This is a genomic window from Enterobacter cloacae complex sp. SHL022, assembly GCF_049237785.1.
Classification (GTDB): domain Bacteria; phylum Pseudomonadota; class Gammaproteobacteria; order Enterobacterales; family Enterobacteriaceae; genus Enterobacter; species Enterobacter hormaechei_C.
This window is the reverse complement of sequence record NZ_JBMKJH010000003.1, coordinates 373573-389322: the sequence shown is the minus strand read 5'-3', so window position 1 is coordinate 389322 and position 15750 is coordinate 373573. Positions and strand designations below refer to the sequence as shown.

At 57.8% G+C, this 15750-nt stretch carries 13 protein-coding genes and 1 pseudogene; 4 read left to right on the top strand and 10 right to left on the bottom strand.

From position 1 onward, the window contains the following. Nucleotides 1-153: 153 nt before the first annotated feature. Together mgtA and ACOTZD_RS08690 are read left to right on the top strand one after the other, a co-directional pair. Nucleotides 154-2862 carry a magnesium-translocating P-type ATPase gene (gene mgtA, locus ACOTZD_RS08695; protein ID WP_174402190.1) on the top strand — a complete coding sequence of 903 codons (2709 nt, stop codon included), beginning with the start codon at nt 154-156 and terminating at the stop codon, nt 2860-2862. Between the two features lie 200 nt (nt 2863-3062). Continuing rightward, complete coding sequence (locus tag ACOTZD_RS08690; protein WP_174402191.1) at nt 3063-5447, top strand: beta-N-acetylhexosaminidase; 2385 nt, start codon at nt 3063-3065, stop codon at nt 5445-5447. Nucleotides 5448-5541: 94 nt separating this feature from the next. Here ACOTZD_RS08690 and gbpA read toward each other — a convergent pair whose 3' ends face one another. From gbpA to ACOTZD_RS08665, 5 genes are all read right to left on the bottom strand, one after another. Continuing rightward, nucleotides 5542-6990, bottom strand: a complete 1449-nt coding sequence (gene gbpA, locus ACOTZD_RS08685; protein ID WP_174402192.1) for an N-acetylglucosamine-binding protein GbpA — start codon at nt 6988-6990, stop codon at nt 5542-5544. Between the two features lie 138 nt (nt 6991-7128). Beyond that, complete coding sequence (ridA, locus tag ACOTZD_RS08680; RefSeq protein ID WP_003863373.1) at nt 7129-7515, bottom strand: 2-iminobutanoate/2-iminopropanoate deaminase; 387 nt, start codon at nt 7513-7515, stop codon at nt 7129-7131. A 73-nt stretch (nt 7516-7588) separates the two neighbouring features. Next, the gene (gene pyrI, locus ACOTZD_RS08675; protein ID WP_174402193.1) at nt 7589-8050 is read right to left on the bottom strand and encodes an aspartate carbamoyltransferase regulatory subunit; all 462 of its coding nucleotides are present in this window, start codon (nt 8048-8050) and stop codon (nt 7589-7591) included. 12 nt (nt 8051-8062) lie between these two features. Then, a complete protein-coding gene (pyrB, locus tag ACOTZD_RS08670; RefSeq protein WP_022650292.1) occupies nt 8063-8995 on the bottom strand; it encodes an aspartate carbamoyltransferase in 933 nt (310 codons plus the stop codon). A 34-nt stretch (nt 8996-9029) separates the two neighbouring features. Further along, nucleotides 9030-9134 (bottom strand): pyrBI operon leader peptide, encoded by a 105-nt coding sequence (locus tag ACOTZD_RS08665; RefSeq protein WP_022646880.1) that lies wholly within the window; start codon nt 9132-9134, stop codon nt 9030-9032. Between ACOTZD_RS08665 and ACOTZD_RS08660 the strand changes: the two are divergent. After that, nucleotides 9114-9231, top strand: a pseudogene (locus ACOTZD_RS08660) (hypothetical protein). The gene ACOTZD_RS08665 and the pseudogene ACOTZD_RS08660 overlap by 21 nt on opposite strands. 3 nt (nt 9232-9234) lie before the next feature. On the opposite strand, the gene ACOTZD_RS08655 reads toward ACOTZD_RS08660, so the two are convergent. From ACOTZD_RS08655 to arcA, 5 genes are all read right to left on the bottom strand, one after another. After that, entirely contained in the window at nt 9235-9714 is a 480-nt protein-coding gene (locus tag ACOTZD_RS08655; protein WP_003863366.1) for an arginine repressor, read from the bottom strand. An 80-nt stretch (nt 9715-9794) separates the two neighbouring features. Continuing rightward, entirely contained in the window at nt 9795-11198 is a 1404-nt protein-coding gene (locus tag ACOTZD_RS08650; protein ID WP_003863365.1) for a YfcC family protein, read from the bottom strand. A gap of 46 nt (nt 11199-11244) precedes the next feature. Continuing rightward, the gene (gene argF / locus ACOTZD_RS08645) at nt 11245-12249 is read right to left on the bottom strand and encodes an ornithine carbamoyltransferase (RefSeq protein ID WP_003863360.1); all 1005 of its coding nucleotides are present in this window, start codon (nt 12247-12249) and stop codon (nt 11245-11247) included. Between the two features lie 119 nt (nt 12250-12368). Further along, nucleotides 12369-13280: a carbamate kinase gene (locus ACOTZD_RS08640; protein WP_003862918.1), complete on the bottom strand. Its 912-nt coding sequence runs from the start codon at nt 13278-13280 to the stop codon at nt 12369-12371. Between the two features lie 10 nt (nt 13281-13290). After that, nucleotides 13291-14511: an arginine deiminase gene (gene arcA / locus ACOTZD_RS08635; protein WP_023305333.1), complete on the bottom strand. Its 1221-nt coding sequence runs from the start codon at nt 14509-14511 to the stop codon at nt 13291-13293. 674 nt (nt 14512-15185) lie between these two features. On the opposite strand from arcA, the gene ACOTZD_RS08630 reads away from it, so the two are divergent. Beyond that, nucleotides 15186-15638 carry a YhcH/YjgK/YiaL family protein gene (locus ACOTZD_RS08630; RefSeq protein WP_023315297.1) on the top strand — a complete coding sequence of 151 codons (453 nt, stop codon included), beginning with the start codon at nt 15186-15188 and terminating at the stop codon, nt 15636-15638. The last annotated feature ends 112 nt before the right edge of the window (nt 15639-15750 follow it).

Here is a 15750-nt window from a genome sequence, read left to right as displayed (position 1 = left end):
TTCTTACCGGTAAGCCAGCTTTTTGCTGTCTCACCGGCGTGAGGCAGCAACGTTCATACGTTCCTGCTTGATAAATTAAGTGCCTGACAGGTACGGCTTTGCCACGCCTGCGGGAAAGACTGCGTCCGCCTTTGCGGATGCGGGGGAATGACTATGCTGAAAAATATCACCCGGCAGCTGCAAGCGCTGCTGAGCCGTCACCTGCCACATCACCTGATTGCGCGCGATCCGCTGCCAAATGCCAACACCATGGCGGGAGCGGCAATCCCCGCTTCCCTGACCGAGCGCTGCCTGAACGTGGCGGCGATGGATGAAAACGAAGTCTGGCGCGCCTTTGGCGGCCACCCGGAAGGGCTGAACGCGCAAGAAGTGTCAAAAATCCGCGCGGAACATGGCGATAACCAGATCCCGGCGCAGAAACCCTCTCCCTGGTGGGTCCACCTGTGGCTCTGCTACCGCAATCCGTTCAACCTGCTGCTGACGGTGCTCGGGATTATCTCTTACGCCACTGAAGATCTGTTTGCCGCAGGCGTGATTGCCCTGATGGTAGGGATCTCCACGCTGCTGAACTTTATTCAGGAAGCGCGCTCCACCAAAGCGGCGGATGCGCTGAAAGCGATGGTCAGCAACACCGCCACCGTGTCGCGCGTGATTAACGACCTCGGCGAAAACGCCTGGATTGAGCTTCCCATTGACCAGCTGGTGCCGGGCGATCTGGTGAAGCTGGCGGCGGGGGACATGATCCCGGCGGATTTACGTATCATCCAGGCGCGGGATCTGTTCGTCGCGCAGGCGTCACTCACCGGTGAGTCCCTGCCCGTAGAGAAGGTAGCGCGGACCCGCGATCCGCAGCAGATGAACCCGCTGGAGTGCGACACCCTGTGCTTTATGGGCACCACGGTGGTTAGTGGCACCGCGCAGGCGATTGTCACCGCCACCGGCGGCAATACCTGGTTTGGACAGCTTGCCGGACGCGTCAGCGAGCAGGAGAGCGAGCCGAATGCGTTCCAGAAAGGCATTGGCCGCGTCAGCATGCTGCTGATCCGCTTTATGATGGTCATGACGCCGATTGTCCTGCTGATCAACGGCTACACCAAAGGCGACTGGTGGGAAGCGGCGCTGTTCGCGCTCTCCGTGGCTGTGGGCTTAACGCCGGAAATGCTGCCGATGATTGTCACCTCCACGCTGGCGCGCGGGGCGGTTAAACTCTCTAAACAAAAGGTGATTGTTAAACACCTCGACGCCATCCAGAACTTTGGCGCGATGGACATTCTTTGCACCGATAAAACCGGCACCCTGACCCAGGACAAAATCGTGCTGGAGAACCACACCGATATCGCCGGAAAGACCAGCGAACGGGTGCTGTACAGCGCGTGGCTGAACAGCCACTACCAGACCGGGCTGAAAAACCTGCTCGACGTGGCGGTGCTGGAAGGTGTGGATGAAGAGTCTGCCCGCATGCTCTCCGGGCGCTGGCAGAAGGTGGACGAAATTCCGTTCGACTTTGAACGACGCCGCATGTCGGTGGTGGTCAGCGAGCAGCCGGACGTGCATCAGCTGATCTGCAAAGGGGCATTCCAGGAGATCCTGAATGTTTCCACGCAGGTGCGCCATAACGGCGAGATCGTGCCGCTGGATGAGACCATGCTGCGCCGCATCAAACGCGTCACCGATAACCTGAACCGCCAGGGGCTGCGCGTGGTGGCGGTAGCCAGCAAGTTCCTGCCCGCGCGGGAAGGGGACTACCAGCGTATCGATGAATCTGATTTGATCCTCGAGGGGTACATCGCATTCCTCGATCCGCCGAAAGAGACCACCGCACCTGCGCTGAAAGCGCTGAAAGCGAGCGGTATCACCGTCAAAATTCTCACCGGCGACAGCGAGCTGGTGGCGGCAAAAGTGTGCGCCGAAGTGGGGCTGGACGCAGGCGACGTGGTGGTGGGGAGCGACATCGAAACGCTTTCTGACGACGAACTGGCGCAGCTTGCCCAGCGCACCACGCTGTTTGCCCGCCTGACGCCGATGCATAAAGAACGCATCGTCACTCTGCTGCGTCGCGAAGGGCATGTAGTGGGCTTTATGGGCGACGGCATCAACGATGCGCCGGCCCTGCGTGCGGCGGATATCGGTATCTCCGTAGACGGCGCGGTGGATATTGCCCGCGAAGCAGCGGATATCATTCTGCTGGAAAAGAGCCTGATGGTGCTGGAGGAGGGCGTCATCGAAGGGCGTCGCACCTTCGCCAATATGCTCAAATACATCAAAATGACCGCCAGCTCGAACTTCGGCAACGTCTTCAGCGTGCTGGTGGCGAGCGCGTTTCTGCCGTTTCTGCCGATGCTGCCGCTGCATCTGCTGATCCAGAACCTGATGTACGATGTCTCTCAGGTCGCCATCCCGTTTGATAACGTCGACGACGAGCAGATCCAGAAGCCGCAGCGCTGGAACCCCGCCGATCTGGGGCGCTTTATGCTGTTCTTTGGGCCGATCAGCTCCATCTTCGACATTCTGACCTTCTGCCTGATGTGGTTTGTGTTCCACGCCAACACCCCGGAACACCAGACGCTGTTCCAGTCCGGCTGGTTCGTGGTGGGGCTGCTGTCTCAGACGCTGATTGTGCACATGATCCGCACCCGCCGCATTCCGTTCATTCAGAGCCGTGCCGCGTGGCCGCTGATTGTGATGACGGGCATTGTGATGGCGCTCGGGATCGCGCTGCCGTTCTCGCCGCTGGCAAGCTACCTACAACTTCAGGCGCTACCGCTGAGCTACTTCCCATGGCTGGTGGCGATCCTCGCGGGTTACATGGTGCTGACGCAGATGGTGAAGGGGTTTTATAGCCGTCGGTATGGGTGGCAGTAACGGCAAGCCCGGTGGCGCTGCGCTTACCGGGCCTACGATCCGAACGTAGGCCGGGTAAGGCGAAGCCGCCACCCGGCAGCTGGCTTTCCTCCCAAATTCAACAACCTGTGATCTCCGTCGGCGCATTCGCTTGACGACAATTTGAGCGCATGTTAACAGAATGTTTTGCCTGTATTTGGCCCGTCAGATAAGGAACATTCATGTTACGGTACAGTCTCTTAACCGCCGGGCTTATGCTCGGCGCCTCCGCCTTTGCCGCACCGGCAGGCGACCTTCCCTTAATGCCCTGGCCTGCGAAGGTTGAACGCCCGACCACTCAGGGCGCGCTGGAGCTTAACAATCAACTCACCGTGAGCGTAAGTGGCGACGATCTGGGGGATGCGGTCAACCGCCTGCGCCAGCGCATCGCCCTTCAAACCGGCTGGACGCTACAGCCGCAGGCCGAAAAACCTGACAAGCCGACCATCCGCATCGCCATCGCCAAAAAGGTGAAGCCGCAGCCGCTGCCGGACAGCGATGAGAGCTATAAACTCACGGTGGACGCCAACGGCGTAAATATCTCCGCCAATACCCGCTTCGGCGCGCTGCGCGCCATGGAAACCTTGCTTCAGCTGATGCAGAACGGCGCCGAAAACACCTCGATCCCGTGGGTGACCATTGAAGATTCGCCGCGCTTCCCGTGGCGCGGGCTGCTGCTCGATTCGGCGCGCCACTTCCTCCCGATTCCGGATATTAAACGCCAGATCGACGGCATGGCCGCGGCGAAGCTCAACGTGCTGCACTGGCATTTGACCGACGATCAGGGCTGGCGCTTCAGCTCAAAGCGCTACCCTAAGCTGACCCAGCTTGCCAGCGACGGGCTGTTCTACACCCCTGAGCAGATGCGCGAGATTGTGCGTTACGCTGCCGAGCGCGGCATACGCGTGGTGCCGGAAATTGATATGCCGGGCCACGCCTCGGCGATTGCCGTCGCCTACCCGGAGCTGATGAGCGCGCCGGGGCCGTACGCCATGGAGCGCCACTGGGGCGTGCTGAAGCCAGTGCTGGATCCCACCAAAGAGGCAACTTATACCTTTGCCGACGCGATGGTCAGCGAACTGGTGGCGATCTTCCCGGATCCATATCTGCATATTGGCGGCGATGAGGTTGACGACAGCCAGTGGAAAGCGAACGCTGCGATCCAGAGATTCATGCGCGACAATAAACTGGCGGACAGCCACGCGTTGCAGGCGCATTTCAACCGCAAGCTGGAGACGATCCTTGAGAAGCACCACCGGCAGATGGTTGGCTGGGATGAGATCTACCATCCCGATCTGCCGAAAAGCATTCTGATCCAGTCCTGGCAGGGACAGGACGCGCTGGGGCAGGTGGCGCAGAACGGCTATAAGGGCATTCTCTCAACCGGTTTCTACCTCGATCAGCCGCAATCCACCGCCTACCACTACCGCAATGAAATTGTGCCGCAGGGGCTGAACGGCGTGGATGTGATAGCGGACACCGACAGCGTCCAGAGCTGGGCTTTCTCCATGCCGCGCCTGAAGGGCAAGCCGGTGGAAGGTAGCTTTACGCTGGTGAAAGGCGATGCTGGCTGGCGCGGATTTATTGATTTTGCCGGGAAATCGCGTCGGGCGGTGGATAACATTCAATGGCGGGACGACAATCAGGTAACGTTTACCGTTGATACCTGGATGGGTGAAACGCGTCCGGTCGTTTCTGTTGAGAACGATAAGCTCAGCGGCTATTTCCTGGTGGGTAACGCCCGCTACCCGATTAGCGGCACGCGTCTGGACGCGGTCCCAAAAGGCATACCGCCGGTGGTGCCGGACCCGGCGAACGAGGCCAATCTGCTCGGCGGTGAAGCCGCGCTGTGGGCGGAAAACGTGGTCGCGCCGGTGCTGGATATCCGTCTGTGGCCGCGCGCCTTTGCGGTGGCGGAGCGGCTATGGTCGGCGAAGGACGTCAACGACATCGACAACATGTATACCCGGCTCCAGGCGATGGACAGCTGGTCGACGGTGTCGGTTGGACTACAGCAGCATACCCAGCAGCAGGTGCAGTTCACGCGCCTCGCCAACAATGCGGATACCCTGCCGCTGCAAATTCTCGCCCAGGCGCTTGAACCGGCGCAGTATTACACCCGCCAGCATCTTAAGTTCCAGGCTGGAAACTATCATCAGTTTGAGCCGCTCAACCGGCTCGCTGATGCGCTAAACCCGGAAAGTGCGACCGGGCGTCAGATGAATAAATGGGCGGACCGTCTGGTGAGCGACGCGGAAGACACGGAAAGCGCCGACGCGCTGCGCCACGTCTTTAACCGCTGGCAGAACAACACCAGCGACGCGCTGGCGCTAAGCGAAAACAGCTATCAGTTGAAGGCCATTAAGCCGGTGATCCAGGAGGTGGATAAGCTGGCCGCGATTGGCCTGAGGCTGACGGATCTGGTGGCGCGCCAGGGCACGCTGGATGATAAAGAGATTGCGTCGATCCAGAGCGAACTGGATAACGCGGCGAAGGTTCAGGACGAGGTGGTGATTGCGGCGGTGTACCCGCTGGAAACGCTGCTGCGCGCGACGCGGAATCAGTAGTAAAGAACCCTCACCCCAGCCCTCTCCCAAAGGGAGAGGGTGTATAAATTCCCTCTCCCTTTGGGAGAGGGTTAGGGTGAGGGAATCAGATCACTCAGTCCTTCAACACCCATGCCTCTCTCCAGTGCGCGCCCACGCCTGGTTCAAACTGGTTTGCGGTTGGGCTGTACTGCACGCAGTAGCCGCTGAACGGGACAGGCCTGCATTCGTAGGTCTTACCGTCTTTCGGCTGTAGCACTACGGTGCCCGCTTTGTAGGACGCGACGTTATTCGGGAAGATAAAGTCATGCGGGCCGTTGCTGTCCGCCGCGTCGCTTTCCAGCATCAGATCCAGCACGTCCTGCGCGAACAGGGTGCCGTCTTTGTTGGTGGCGTAGTATTTCAGCATATGGTGACCCGCCGTGACGTCAGTCAGGGTCATGGTCACGTCCTGGCTGGCGTTATTCATCTCCTGCTTCAGATACCCCTTTTCCGCACCGCTGTGGTTCATCACGTGCGCTTCAACGTTCACGTCGCCTTTGGTGTTCACGTGGAAGGTGACGGACGCCTTGCCATTCTCGATTTTGCTGTAGTGCAGGTTAGATACCGCGATGGTTTCATTCACTTCCGCCTTCTGCTCTTCGTACGAAATCGCAACGGACTGGAGGGCGCTGCCGTCTTTGACGAAGACGCTGTTCGCGCCGTGAACCGGGCTAATTTCGCCCGCTTCATCCTTCACCCCGACACGCACATCGCTGTACGCGGCGTTGATCTTCTGCGCCAGATCGTAGGACCACTGGTTCGCATCCCCCTGGGCAACGGAGCCGATGGTCAGCTCGGTACGCAGGGCGGCAACTTCCCCGTTGGCGTCGAAGAAGCGTGCAATCACTTTATCGCCCGTGTTCAGGTTATTCCCGGCAATCTGTCCGCTCAGGGTTTTACTCCACTGGGATATCACCGCTGGGGTGTCGTCCGGCGTGACGTTGCCGCCGTTACCGAAATCAACGTCAATGGCCTGATAGAAACTGTTTGCGGTATCCGCAATTTCCCACACGCCATAAATAACCTGGTAGCCCGTACGTTCCGGGACATTACAGGTCATGGATTTTGTCATCGCCGGTGCCTGACCATTTCCGTTAATAGTACAGAACGGCGTTAATTCGAACTGGTCACGGGTCAGCGGTTTATTGGGGTCCCAGTTTTGTTTGGTAATGTAATAACGCCAGTTGGAGGTTTTATGCGGCGCGGTATGGTGCCAGACAAATTCATGCGGGCCTGCCGTCATGGGATTTTTGGTCCAGGCGTTCAGGCTCTGCTTATCAAGCTGGGAGTAGCTGGCAATACCGGCGCTGGCAAGCTGGCCGTCAGGCGGCATCGCACCCGTCGGGAAGCCGGAGGTCTTTTCTACGCTCTGCGGTTCATATTGTACAGAGCCACAGTCAGTATTCTGGCCGAGCTTACACATATAAGCGCGGCTGGCAGGGGATTCTATATATCCGTGTGCAAGTGCGGAAGACGCAACCGTTAATGTGGTAACCGCCAGCGCAATTTTAGAGAGTTTCATTCATCATCCATTAATTAGAATAGAGCAAGGCAGCGTCAGTCTATTAATGGAGTGGCGGATGCGTCATTTCCCGGAGAGAGTAAAAATGGTCGAAATAAAAAAAGGCAGCCTGAGCTGCCTTCTCTTTCCTGTAATAAATTAGCGACGTACGGCAATCGCTTCAATTTCAATTTTCACGTCTTTTGGCAGACGCGCCACTTCCACGCAGGAGCGCGCCGGGAAGGTGGCGTTGTGCTCGGTGAAGAACGCTTCGTAGGTAGCGTTAACGGTCGCAAAATCATTCAGATCTTTCACGAACACGGTGGTTTTGACGATGTCGCCCACTTTCAGACCGGCAGATTCGACGATCGCCTGCACGTTTTCCAGCGACTGACGCGCCTGCGCCGCTACGTCGGCTGGTACTTCACCGGTTTTTGGGTTCACCGGGATCTGACCAGAAGTGATGATCATGCTGCCCAGATCAACGCCCTGAACGTATGGGCCGATAGCCGCTGGTGCATTTTCCGTCGCGAGTACTTTGCTCATTTTTTCTCCAGAATTACAGCGTTAAGAATGTTCCCGGCCATTATAACAGCCGGGATTTCATTACCAACCTCAATTAGTTGGCCAGCACCACATAATGAGAAAACTCTTTTTCGCAGTATTTGCATTTGAGTGCGATGTCATTGGCGCGCTTTTTCACTGCAAAGCTGGAGGAAACCGGCTCAGCATGACTGATGCAGTTGCTGTTCGGGCAGACCAGCACGCTTTCGATGCGATCCGGCAGGCTTGGGCGGGATTTGCCCACCACGTCGTACTCGTCGATGCGGTTGACGGTGGCGTCCGGCGCGTACAGCGACAGCTGGTTAACCTGCTCGTCGGTCAGGAAGGTGTTCTCGATTTTGATCAGGTCTTTGCGGCCCATCTCGCCCGACGGCAGGTTCAGGCCGATGGTGATGCGCTGGTCGGTTTCGGTCAGTTTGAACAGCGTCAGCAGCTTAAAGCCCACCTGCGCAGGGATGTGGTCAATCACGGTGCCACGCTTGATGGCTTCAACCTGGAGTTTGTTATCGTGTGTCATGGTCGTCTCCCCTTACAGAGCTAATTCGCGATTCAGAACCAGTGCCAGTAACGCCTGGCGAGCGAAGATGCCGTTCCCGGCCTGCTGGAAGTACCAGGCGTGCGGCGTTTTATCCACGTCTGTGGTGATCTCATCGATGCGCGGCAGCGGGTGCAGCACCTTCATGTTGTCGCGCGCGCCTTCGAGGTCGCCGGCGCGCAGCACGAACTGCGCCTTCACGTTGGCGTACTCGGATGGGTCAAGACGCTCTTTCTGCACGCGGGTCATGTAGAGAATATCCACGTTGCCCATCACCTCTTCGATGCTGGCATGCAGGCTCCACGCGATGCCTTTTTCGTCCAGCATATCGAGAATGTACTGCGGCATCGCCAGCGCGTCCGGCGCGATGAAGAAGAAGCGGTTGCCGTTAAATTTCGCCAGCGCCTGGGTCAGGGAATGGACGGTGCGGCCATACTTCAGGTCGCCGACCATGGCGATGTTCAGGTTCTCAAGCGTGCCCTGCGTCTCCTGAATGGTGAACAGATCCAGCAGGGTCTGCGTCGGGTGCTGGTTGGCACCGTCACCGGCGTTCAGCACCGGAATGCCGCCGGAAAACTCGGTCGCCAGACGCGCCGCGCCCTCCTGCGGGTGGCGCATCACAATCGCGTCGACGTAGGTGCTGATAACCGAAATGGTATCCGCCAGGGTCTCGCCTTTTTTACCCAGCGACGTGTTGCTGCTGTCTGAGAAGCCCACCACGCTCGCGCCCAGGCGGTGCATGGAGGTTTCAAAGGAGAGGCGCGTGCGGGTCGAGGCTTCGAAGAAGCAGCTCGCAATCACCTTGTGCTTCAACAGCTCCGGTTGCGGATTGGCCTTCAGTTTTGCCGCGGTTTCCAGAACCAGTTCCAGCTCTTCGCGGCTGAGGTCGTTTATGGAAATGATGTGTTTTTGATAAAGCGGATTCATGTTTATCTCCTGACGCCGGGCAAAAAAAAGCCCCTCAAATGAGGGGCTCTGGGAATAGGTTTAGCAACGGGAAGAAAAACGGCAGGCCAGCGTCTGATTTCAGACGCGGTAAGACGTTGTGTCGTACACGCTTGACCATGCTTCCTCCCGGCAAATTGTCGGGCATTATACGCAGCTCGCTTTTGGGATCAAGCGATTTAATGCACGCTTTACTCAATGCAAACGGTTCTTTGTGAATATTAATGCGTTCTGAGTAAATAATTAATTTGCTTATGCACCAGCGCGGTGCGCTTCACTACGCGGGGCGCGACCCAGACAATACTGCTTCCGGCCACCACGCCTAAAATTTCCGGTAACTGGTGATAATCCAGAATACGCGCCACCGCGCGGCCATATCCGGCGACGGTATGGATAAGGATAAATTCGCTGTTGTGCTCCACGCTCACCACCATTTCAGAGACGGTACGCGCCGCATCGGGGGCCGGGCGCAGCTGGGGATTCAGCGAATAAATCTTTAGCCCTTTGGCATTGCGAATTTTTATGACACCAAGCAACTTGAGCAGACGTGAAACGGTGGACTGGCTGATGGTCTCAAAACCCCGCTCCTGTAAGTCGCGGCGGATCTCTTCCTGGGAGAGATAGCTCTTTTCCGCGATCAGACGCTGGCAGACCGTTAGCTGTAGTTGCTCTTTGGGAGAGTACTCTTCGTAATCCATCATAGTTCCCATATCAGTTCCCGAAATAACCGGTGGCACCGCACCGATCCGTAGGCCGGATAAGCGCAGCGCCATCCGGCAAATCACAACAAAGCGCCCAGGCTTAACGCCACCATAATCACCACCGTTAAAATCCCCAGCAGCGGCGCGACCCATTTCAGATAACGCACGTAGGGCACGCGGGCGATAGCCAGCCCGCCCATCACGACGGCAGAGGTGGGAGTGATCAGGTTAACGATGCCGGACGCCGACTGGTAAGCCGTAACCACCAGGTCGCGGTTGACGTTAGCGAAATCGGCAAGGGGCGCCATGATCGGCATCGTCAGAACGGCCAGGCCGGACGAAGAAGGCACAAGAAACGACAGCACCACTTCCAGCCAGTACATCACGTTGATGAACGCCACCGTCGACAATCCGGTGACCATTCCCTCGGCGCTGTGCAAAATGGTGTGGGTAATCATGCCCTTATCCATGATCACTACGATACCGCGCGCGATGCCGATAATCAGCGCGACGCCCAGCAAATCTCGCGCGCCGTTGATAAAGGTTGAGGTCAGCTCCTCTTCGCTCATGCGGGCGATCAGCCCGACGATAATGGCGCTGGCGAGGAACACCGCCGAGATCTCCGCCATCCACCAGCCCAGCACCGCCACGCCGTAGATCATCACCGCGAAGGCGAGGGCGAAGATCACCAGGATGAGTTTGCGCACCGGGGTAAACTCCAGCGACTGCTCGCCCTTGTTGCCGAGGAAGTGGGCGCGGTTCTCTTCCTGCTTATCCGCCACGATCGACAGCGACGGATCCTTGCGCACCTTACGGGCGTAACGCATTACCCACGCCACGCAGATGATCCAGCCGATCACCAGCAGCGCGATGCGCAACATGATGCCGTTGGTGAAGGGAATCCCGGCGGCGTTGGCGGCGATCACCGTGGCGAACGGGTTGATGGTGGAGCCGAGGGTGCCGATCCCCGCGCCGAGCAGCACGGTAGAGGCCGCAACCACCGGATCGAACCGCGCCGCCAGCATCACCGGCACCAGTAAGGTATAGAAGGGCAGCGACTCTTCTGCCATGCCGTAAATCGTGCCGCCCGCGGCAAACAGCGCCATCAGGATCGGGATCATCCACTCTTCGCGGCCGCGCAGCCGGGTGGTGACGCGCTCGATCCCGGCGTCTATCGCCCCGGTTTTGGTAACGATCCCGAGGAATCCGCCGATGATCAGAATAAACAGCGCCACGTCGATGGCTCCGGCCTGGCCGGATTCCGGATCGTACAGCCCGGCAATCGGCGCCATCAGCACGGAGACCAGACCTTGCGGGTGCGCTGCCACGTGCGCGTAGGTGCCAGCAACCGGCACTTCTTTACCGAGCGCCTCGTTCATTGCCATATGGTACTGCCCGGCCGGAACAATCCACGTCAGCACGGCAACCACGGCAATCAGAAAAAAGAGAATGGTGTAAGCGGAGGGAAACTTGAACTTGCCCATGATGTTCTCCTGAACCCGGCGCACCCCGCGGCGCGCCGGGCGGTGATTAGTCGCCGAGTGTCGCCACCATGACCGCCTTAATGGTGTGCATGCGGTTCTCTGCTTCGTCGAAGACGATGGAGTTCGGTGATTCGAAGACCTCTTCCGTCACCTCCAGCCCCTTCAGCCCGTACGCCATCTCGATTTCGCGGCCCACCTTAGTGTGCTCGTTGTGGAATGCCGGCAGGCAGTGCATGAACTTGACGTTCGGGTTACCGGTGGCCTTCATCACGTCCGCGTTAATCTGATATGGCTTCATCAGGCTGACGCGCTCGGCCCAGGCTTCCTTCGGCTCGCCCATGGAGACCCACACGTCGGTGTAGAGAAAATCGGTCCCCTGCACGCCTTCTTCCACGTCGTCGGTGAGGGTGATGCGCGCGCCCGTCTCTTTCGCAATGGCGCGGCACTGCTCAACCAGGCCTGCCTCCGGCCAGAAGGATTTCGGCGCCACGAGGCGGATATCCATCCCCATCTTGGCCGCACCGACCATCAGCGAGTTGCCCATGTTGTTGCGCGCGTCGCCGAGATAGGCAAAGCTCAGCTCCGGCAGGGTTTTGCCCGGGGAGTGCTCCAGCATGGTCATCAGATCGGCGAGAATTTGGGTCGGGTGGAACTCGTCGGTCAGGCCGTTCCACACCGGCACCCCCGCGTACTCGCCCAGCTCTTCAACGATGGCCTGGCCGTAGCCGCGATATTCGATGCCGTCATACATGCGGCCCAGCACGCGGGCGGTGTCTTTCATCGACTCTTTATGGCCAATCTGCGAGCCGCTTGGGCCGAGATAGGTGACCTGCGCGCCCTGGTCGAACGCGCCCACTTCGAAGGCGCAGCGGGTGCGGGTGGAGGTTTTTTCAAAGATCAGGGCGATGTTTTTCCCGACCAGGGTTTGCTTCTCGCGCCCGGCTTTTTTGGCGGCCTTGAGCTCGATGGCGAGGTCAATCAGGTACTGGATCTCCGCCGGGGTGTAGTCCAGCAGTTTCAGGAAGTTGCGGTTTTTCAGGTTAATGGTCATGGGGAAATCCTTTTTAAATTGTTAGCTGTCTGATGCCCTCACCCCGGCCCTCTCCCACGGGGAGAGGGGGGCTTACATTCCCTCTCCCTCCGGGAGAGGGTTAGGGTGAGGGGAGGGGTTTAGTTACGAATCAACGTGCCTTTCTCGCCCGCCAGGATCTCCGCGCCGTCATTCAGCGCGCCGATCCCGGCAATGCCGCCGCAGGCCTCAACAAACTCGCGGCAGGCGGCTACTTTCGGCCCCATCGATCCGGCGTCGAACTGCATGCCTCTGAGCAGCTCCGGCGTCACCTGCGCCAGCGGACGTTGGGTTGGCTTGCCCCAGTCGAGGTACACCGCGTCGGCATCGGTGAGGATCAGCAGGGCGTCGGCCTCGATCTGGCGCGCCAGCAGGGCGGCGGAGAGGTCTTTGTCGATCACCGCCTCAATGCCGCGATAGCCGTTGGCGTTTTCCACCACCGGCACGCCGCCGCCGCCGTTGCAGATCACCAGATGGTCGCGCTGGATAAGCGCCGTGATGGCGTCGCTCTCGACAATGCGCTTCGGCTGCGGAGAGGGCACCACGCGGCGGAAGTAGCTGCCGTCGGCCTTAAACACCCAGCCTTTCTCCGCGGCCAGCGTTTTTGCCTGGGCTTCGCTGTAGACCGGGCCGATGTACTTGGTCGGGTTACTGAAGGCCGGGTCGGCGGCGTCCACTTCCACCTGCGTGAGCAGGACGCTGACCTCGCGCTGGGGCAGATTGTTTTTCAGCGCCTGCTGGAGCATGTAGCCGATCATCCCCTGGCTTTCGGCGCCGAGAACGTCCAGCGGGTAGGGCGTGACTTTGTCGTAGGCGCTGTTTTGCAGCGCCAGCAGTCCGACCTGCGGGCCGTTGCCGTGCACCAGCACCACGCGCCACTGCTCCGTTAAGCCGGCGATGGTGCGGGCGGCCTGCTCGATGTTCTGGCGCTGGATGTCCGCTTCAAGCGGTTCGCCGCGCTTGAGCAGCGCGTTGCCGCCAAGGGCCACAACCAGAGTGGGTTTACGTTCCATGATGGCTCCTTTAAATTCCGTCGCGTTCCAGTGGGCAGCTCATGCAGCGTGCGCCGCCGCGACCGCGTCCCAGCTCGTCGCCCGGGATCGGCAGCACGGTGATGCCCGCCTTGTCGTACTTCTCGTTGGTCCAGACGTTGCGCTCGTAGCCGATCACCACGCCCGGGCGGATGGTCAGGACGTTGTTAGCGTCGTTCCACTGCTCGCGTTCGGCTTCAAAGGCATCGCCGCCGGTGGTGATCAGACGTACCTGGTTAATGCCGAGCGCTTTCTCGATGGCGTGCAGCAGGTCGGTTTCCTGGGTGCGCAGCAGGCCGCCGCGGCCGTCCGGGGTGAGCGTCCAGCACTGGGCGTCTTTGCGCACCACTTCCGGGTAGACGGAGAAGGTATCCACGTCGATGTGGGTCATGACGGTGTCGAGGTGCATGCAGGAGCGGTGTTTTGGCAGCTCAACGGCAATCACGCGCTCGGCCTGGCGGTGTTTAAACAGGCTGTTAGCGAGGAACTCCACGCCCTGCGGGGTGGTGCGTTCGGACATGCCGATCAATACCGCCCCGCGACCAATGACTAATACGTCGCCGCCTTCTAAAGTGGCGTGGTCGTAATTAATATTCTCGTCGCCGAAATACTTAATAAACTCGCCGTCGGCAAATGCGGGATGCCAGCGATATATTGCCCGCAGGTTATTCGTTTCACGCTGGCGGGCGGGTTTCGCCATCGGATTAATGGAGACGCCGTTATATATCCAGCAGGAGGTATCGCGGGTAAATAAGTGGTTCGGCAGCGGCTTCATAATAAAATCATTTGCCGTGTGGGTATCGACCACCATATTTTTAATGGCCGCCGGAATTTCACCGTAGGTTAATCCGCCGCTTAACCTGCGCGCCAGTTCGCGGTGCGGCATATCCGCCAGCCAGCCGCGTACGTCGGCGGCGAAGGTTGGCCCCAGGCGATAGTCGGAGATTTGTGTTTCAAGAAGCCAGGCTTTTGCTTCCGCAATATCAAGCGTTTGCGTAAGAAGGTCGGTCAACAGGAGGACTTCCACACCCTGCTCGCGCAGCGTGTTTGCGAAGATGTCATGCTCTTCACCCGCCCGTTCAACCGAGAGCACGTCATCAAATAACAGCTCCTGACAGTTTGAGGGGGTTAACCGTTTCAGACTTAAATTAGGACGGTGCAGCATAACGCTACGCAATTGACCAATTTCAGAACCGACGTAATGCTTTTCCATAATTATTCCTTTAACTTTTTTCAGAATAAAAAGGGCATGCGCCATGTGAGGTGTTTAATTTCATGGCGGCTAAGCTCAATAGATTTCGTGAGTTATAGTAGGCGCTTAAATAATGGTTATTGTGACATTGCTCACGCGAAAACCGATATTGATGAGTTTGTTTTCAATTGCATGATTCGTATCAGATAATGATTAATTTCATATTATTACGGGATGAATAGCTAAGCAGGAACGGGTGGCAATATTTGAGTTTGTTATTATTTTGTAGAATTACACGTTTTGAAATGTTTAGTTATATGGTTGATTTTAATAGATAAAATGTTGATTCGGGAATAGCTATGCAATAATGACAGTTAACTATTTTTCACTTAAGATAAATCAATAAATAATTATGGATTTTTAAAGGAAATAACCAAAGTGATAAAGTGTGATATGCCAACAGGTTTTGTGAGTTACGTTTTAAATTCAGTGAGTTAGACCCTATGTGCAAAGTGCATGAAATGAGGTTATGCATAACCACTGCATAAATGCCTGTGTGCAATTAACAGTGGATTAACACATTTCCCGATAAACATGCGCTGACGCAAATCTTGTCAAAAAAGGGCTGGTATGGAAGAAGCAATTCTCGTATAAAACATGAAAATGAAACAATGTTTTAATCTGAGGGTTGTATCATGATTATTGGCAATATTCATCATCTCCAGTCCTGGCTGCCAGAAGAGCTGCGTCAGGCCATTGAGCACGTTAAGGCCCACGTCACCGACGCGACGCCGACCGGCAAGCACGACATCAACGGCAACAGCCTGTTTTATTTGGTTTCGGAGGACATGACCCAGCCGTTCGCCGAGCGTCGTGCTGAATACCATGCACGCTATCTGGATATTCAGATTGTGCTGAAGGGGCAGGAAGGGATGACCTTCAGTACCCTGCCGCACGGTACGCCGGACACCGACTGGCTGGCGGACAAAGACATCGCGTTCCTGCCGGAAGGCGAGCAGGAGAAAACCGTGGTGCTGAGCGAAGGGGATTTTGTGGTGTTCTGGCCGGGTGAGGTGCATAAGCCGCTGTGCGCGGTGGGGGCACCTGCTAAGGTCAGGAAAGTGGTTGTTAAAATGCTGGTGGAGTAATTTTCCCTCACCCTAACCCTCTCCCACGGGGAGAGGGAACTTTTACACCCTCTCCCCGTGGGAGAGGGCCGGGGTGAGGGCACCAGACCGCACCCACGCATAATGTGATCCA

Coding starts and splice junctions, on each gene's coding strand:
- pyrB (WP_022650292.1), bottom strand. CDS start 8,995: ATGAATCCGCTTTATCAAAAACACATCATTTCCATAAACGACCTCAGC.
- gbpA (WP_174402192.1), bottom strand. CDS start 6,990: ATGAAACTCTCTAAAATTGCGCTGGCGGTTACCACATTAACGGTTGCG.
- ACOTZD_RS08655 (WP_003863366.1), bottom strand. CDS start 9,714: ATGATGGATTACGAAGAGTACTCTCCCAAAGAGCAACTACAGCTAACG.
- pyrI (WP_174402193.1), bottom strand. CDS start 8,050: ATGACACACGATAACAAACTCCAGGTTGAAGCCATCAAGCGTGGCACC.
- argF (WP_003863360.1), bottom strand. CDS start 12,249: ATGACCATTAACCTGAAAAACCGCAACTTCCTGAAACTGCTGGACTAC.
- mgtA (WP_174402190.1), top strand. CDS start 154: ATGCTGAAAAATATCACCCGGCAGCTGCAAGCGCTGCTGAGCCGTCAC.
- ACOTZD_RS08665 (WP_022646880.1), bottom strand. CDS start 9,134: ATGGTCAAGCGTGTACGACACAACGTCTTACCGCGTCTGAAATCAGAC.
- ACOTZD_RS08690 (WP_174402191.1), top strand. CDS start 3,063: ATGTTACGGTACAGTCTCTTAACCGCCGGGCTTATGCTCGGCGCCTCC.
- ACOTZD_RS08640 (WP_003862918.1), bottom strand. CDS start 13,280: ATGGAACGTAAACCCACTCTGGTTGTGGCCCTTGGCGGCAACGCGCTG.
- arcA (WP_023305333.1), bottom strand. CDS start 14,511: ATGGAAAAGCATTACGTCGGTTCTGAAATTGGTCAATTGCGTAGCGTT.
- ridA (WP_003863373.1), bottom strand. CDS start 7,515: ATGAGCAAAGTACTCGCGACGGAAAATGCACCAGCGGCTATCGGCCCA.
- ACOTZD_RS08630 (WP_023315297.1), top strand. CDS start 15,186: ATGATTATTGGCAATATTCATCATCTCCAGTCCTGGCTGCCAGAAGAG.
- ACOTZD_RS08650 (WP_003863365.1), bottom strand. CDS start 11,198: ATGGGCAAGTTCAAGTTTCCCTCCGCTTACACCATTCTCTTTTTTCTG.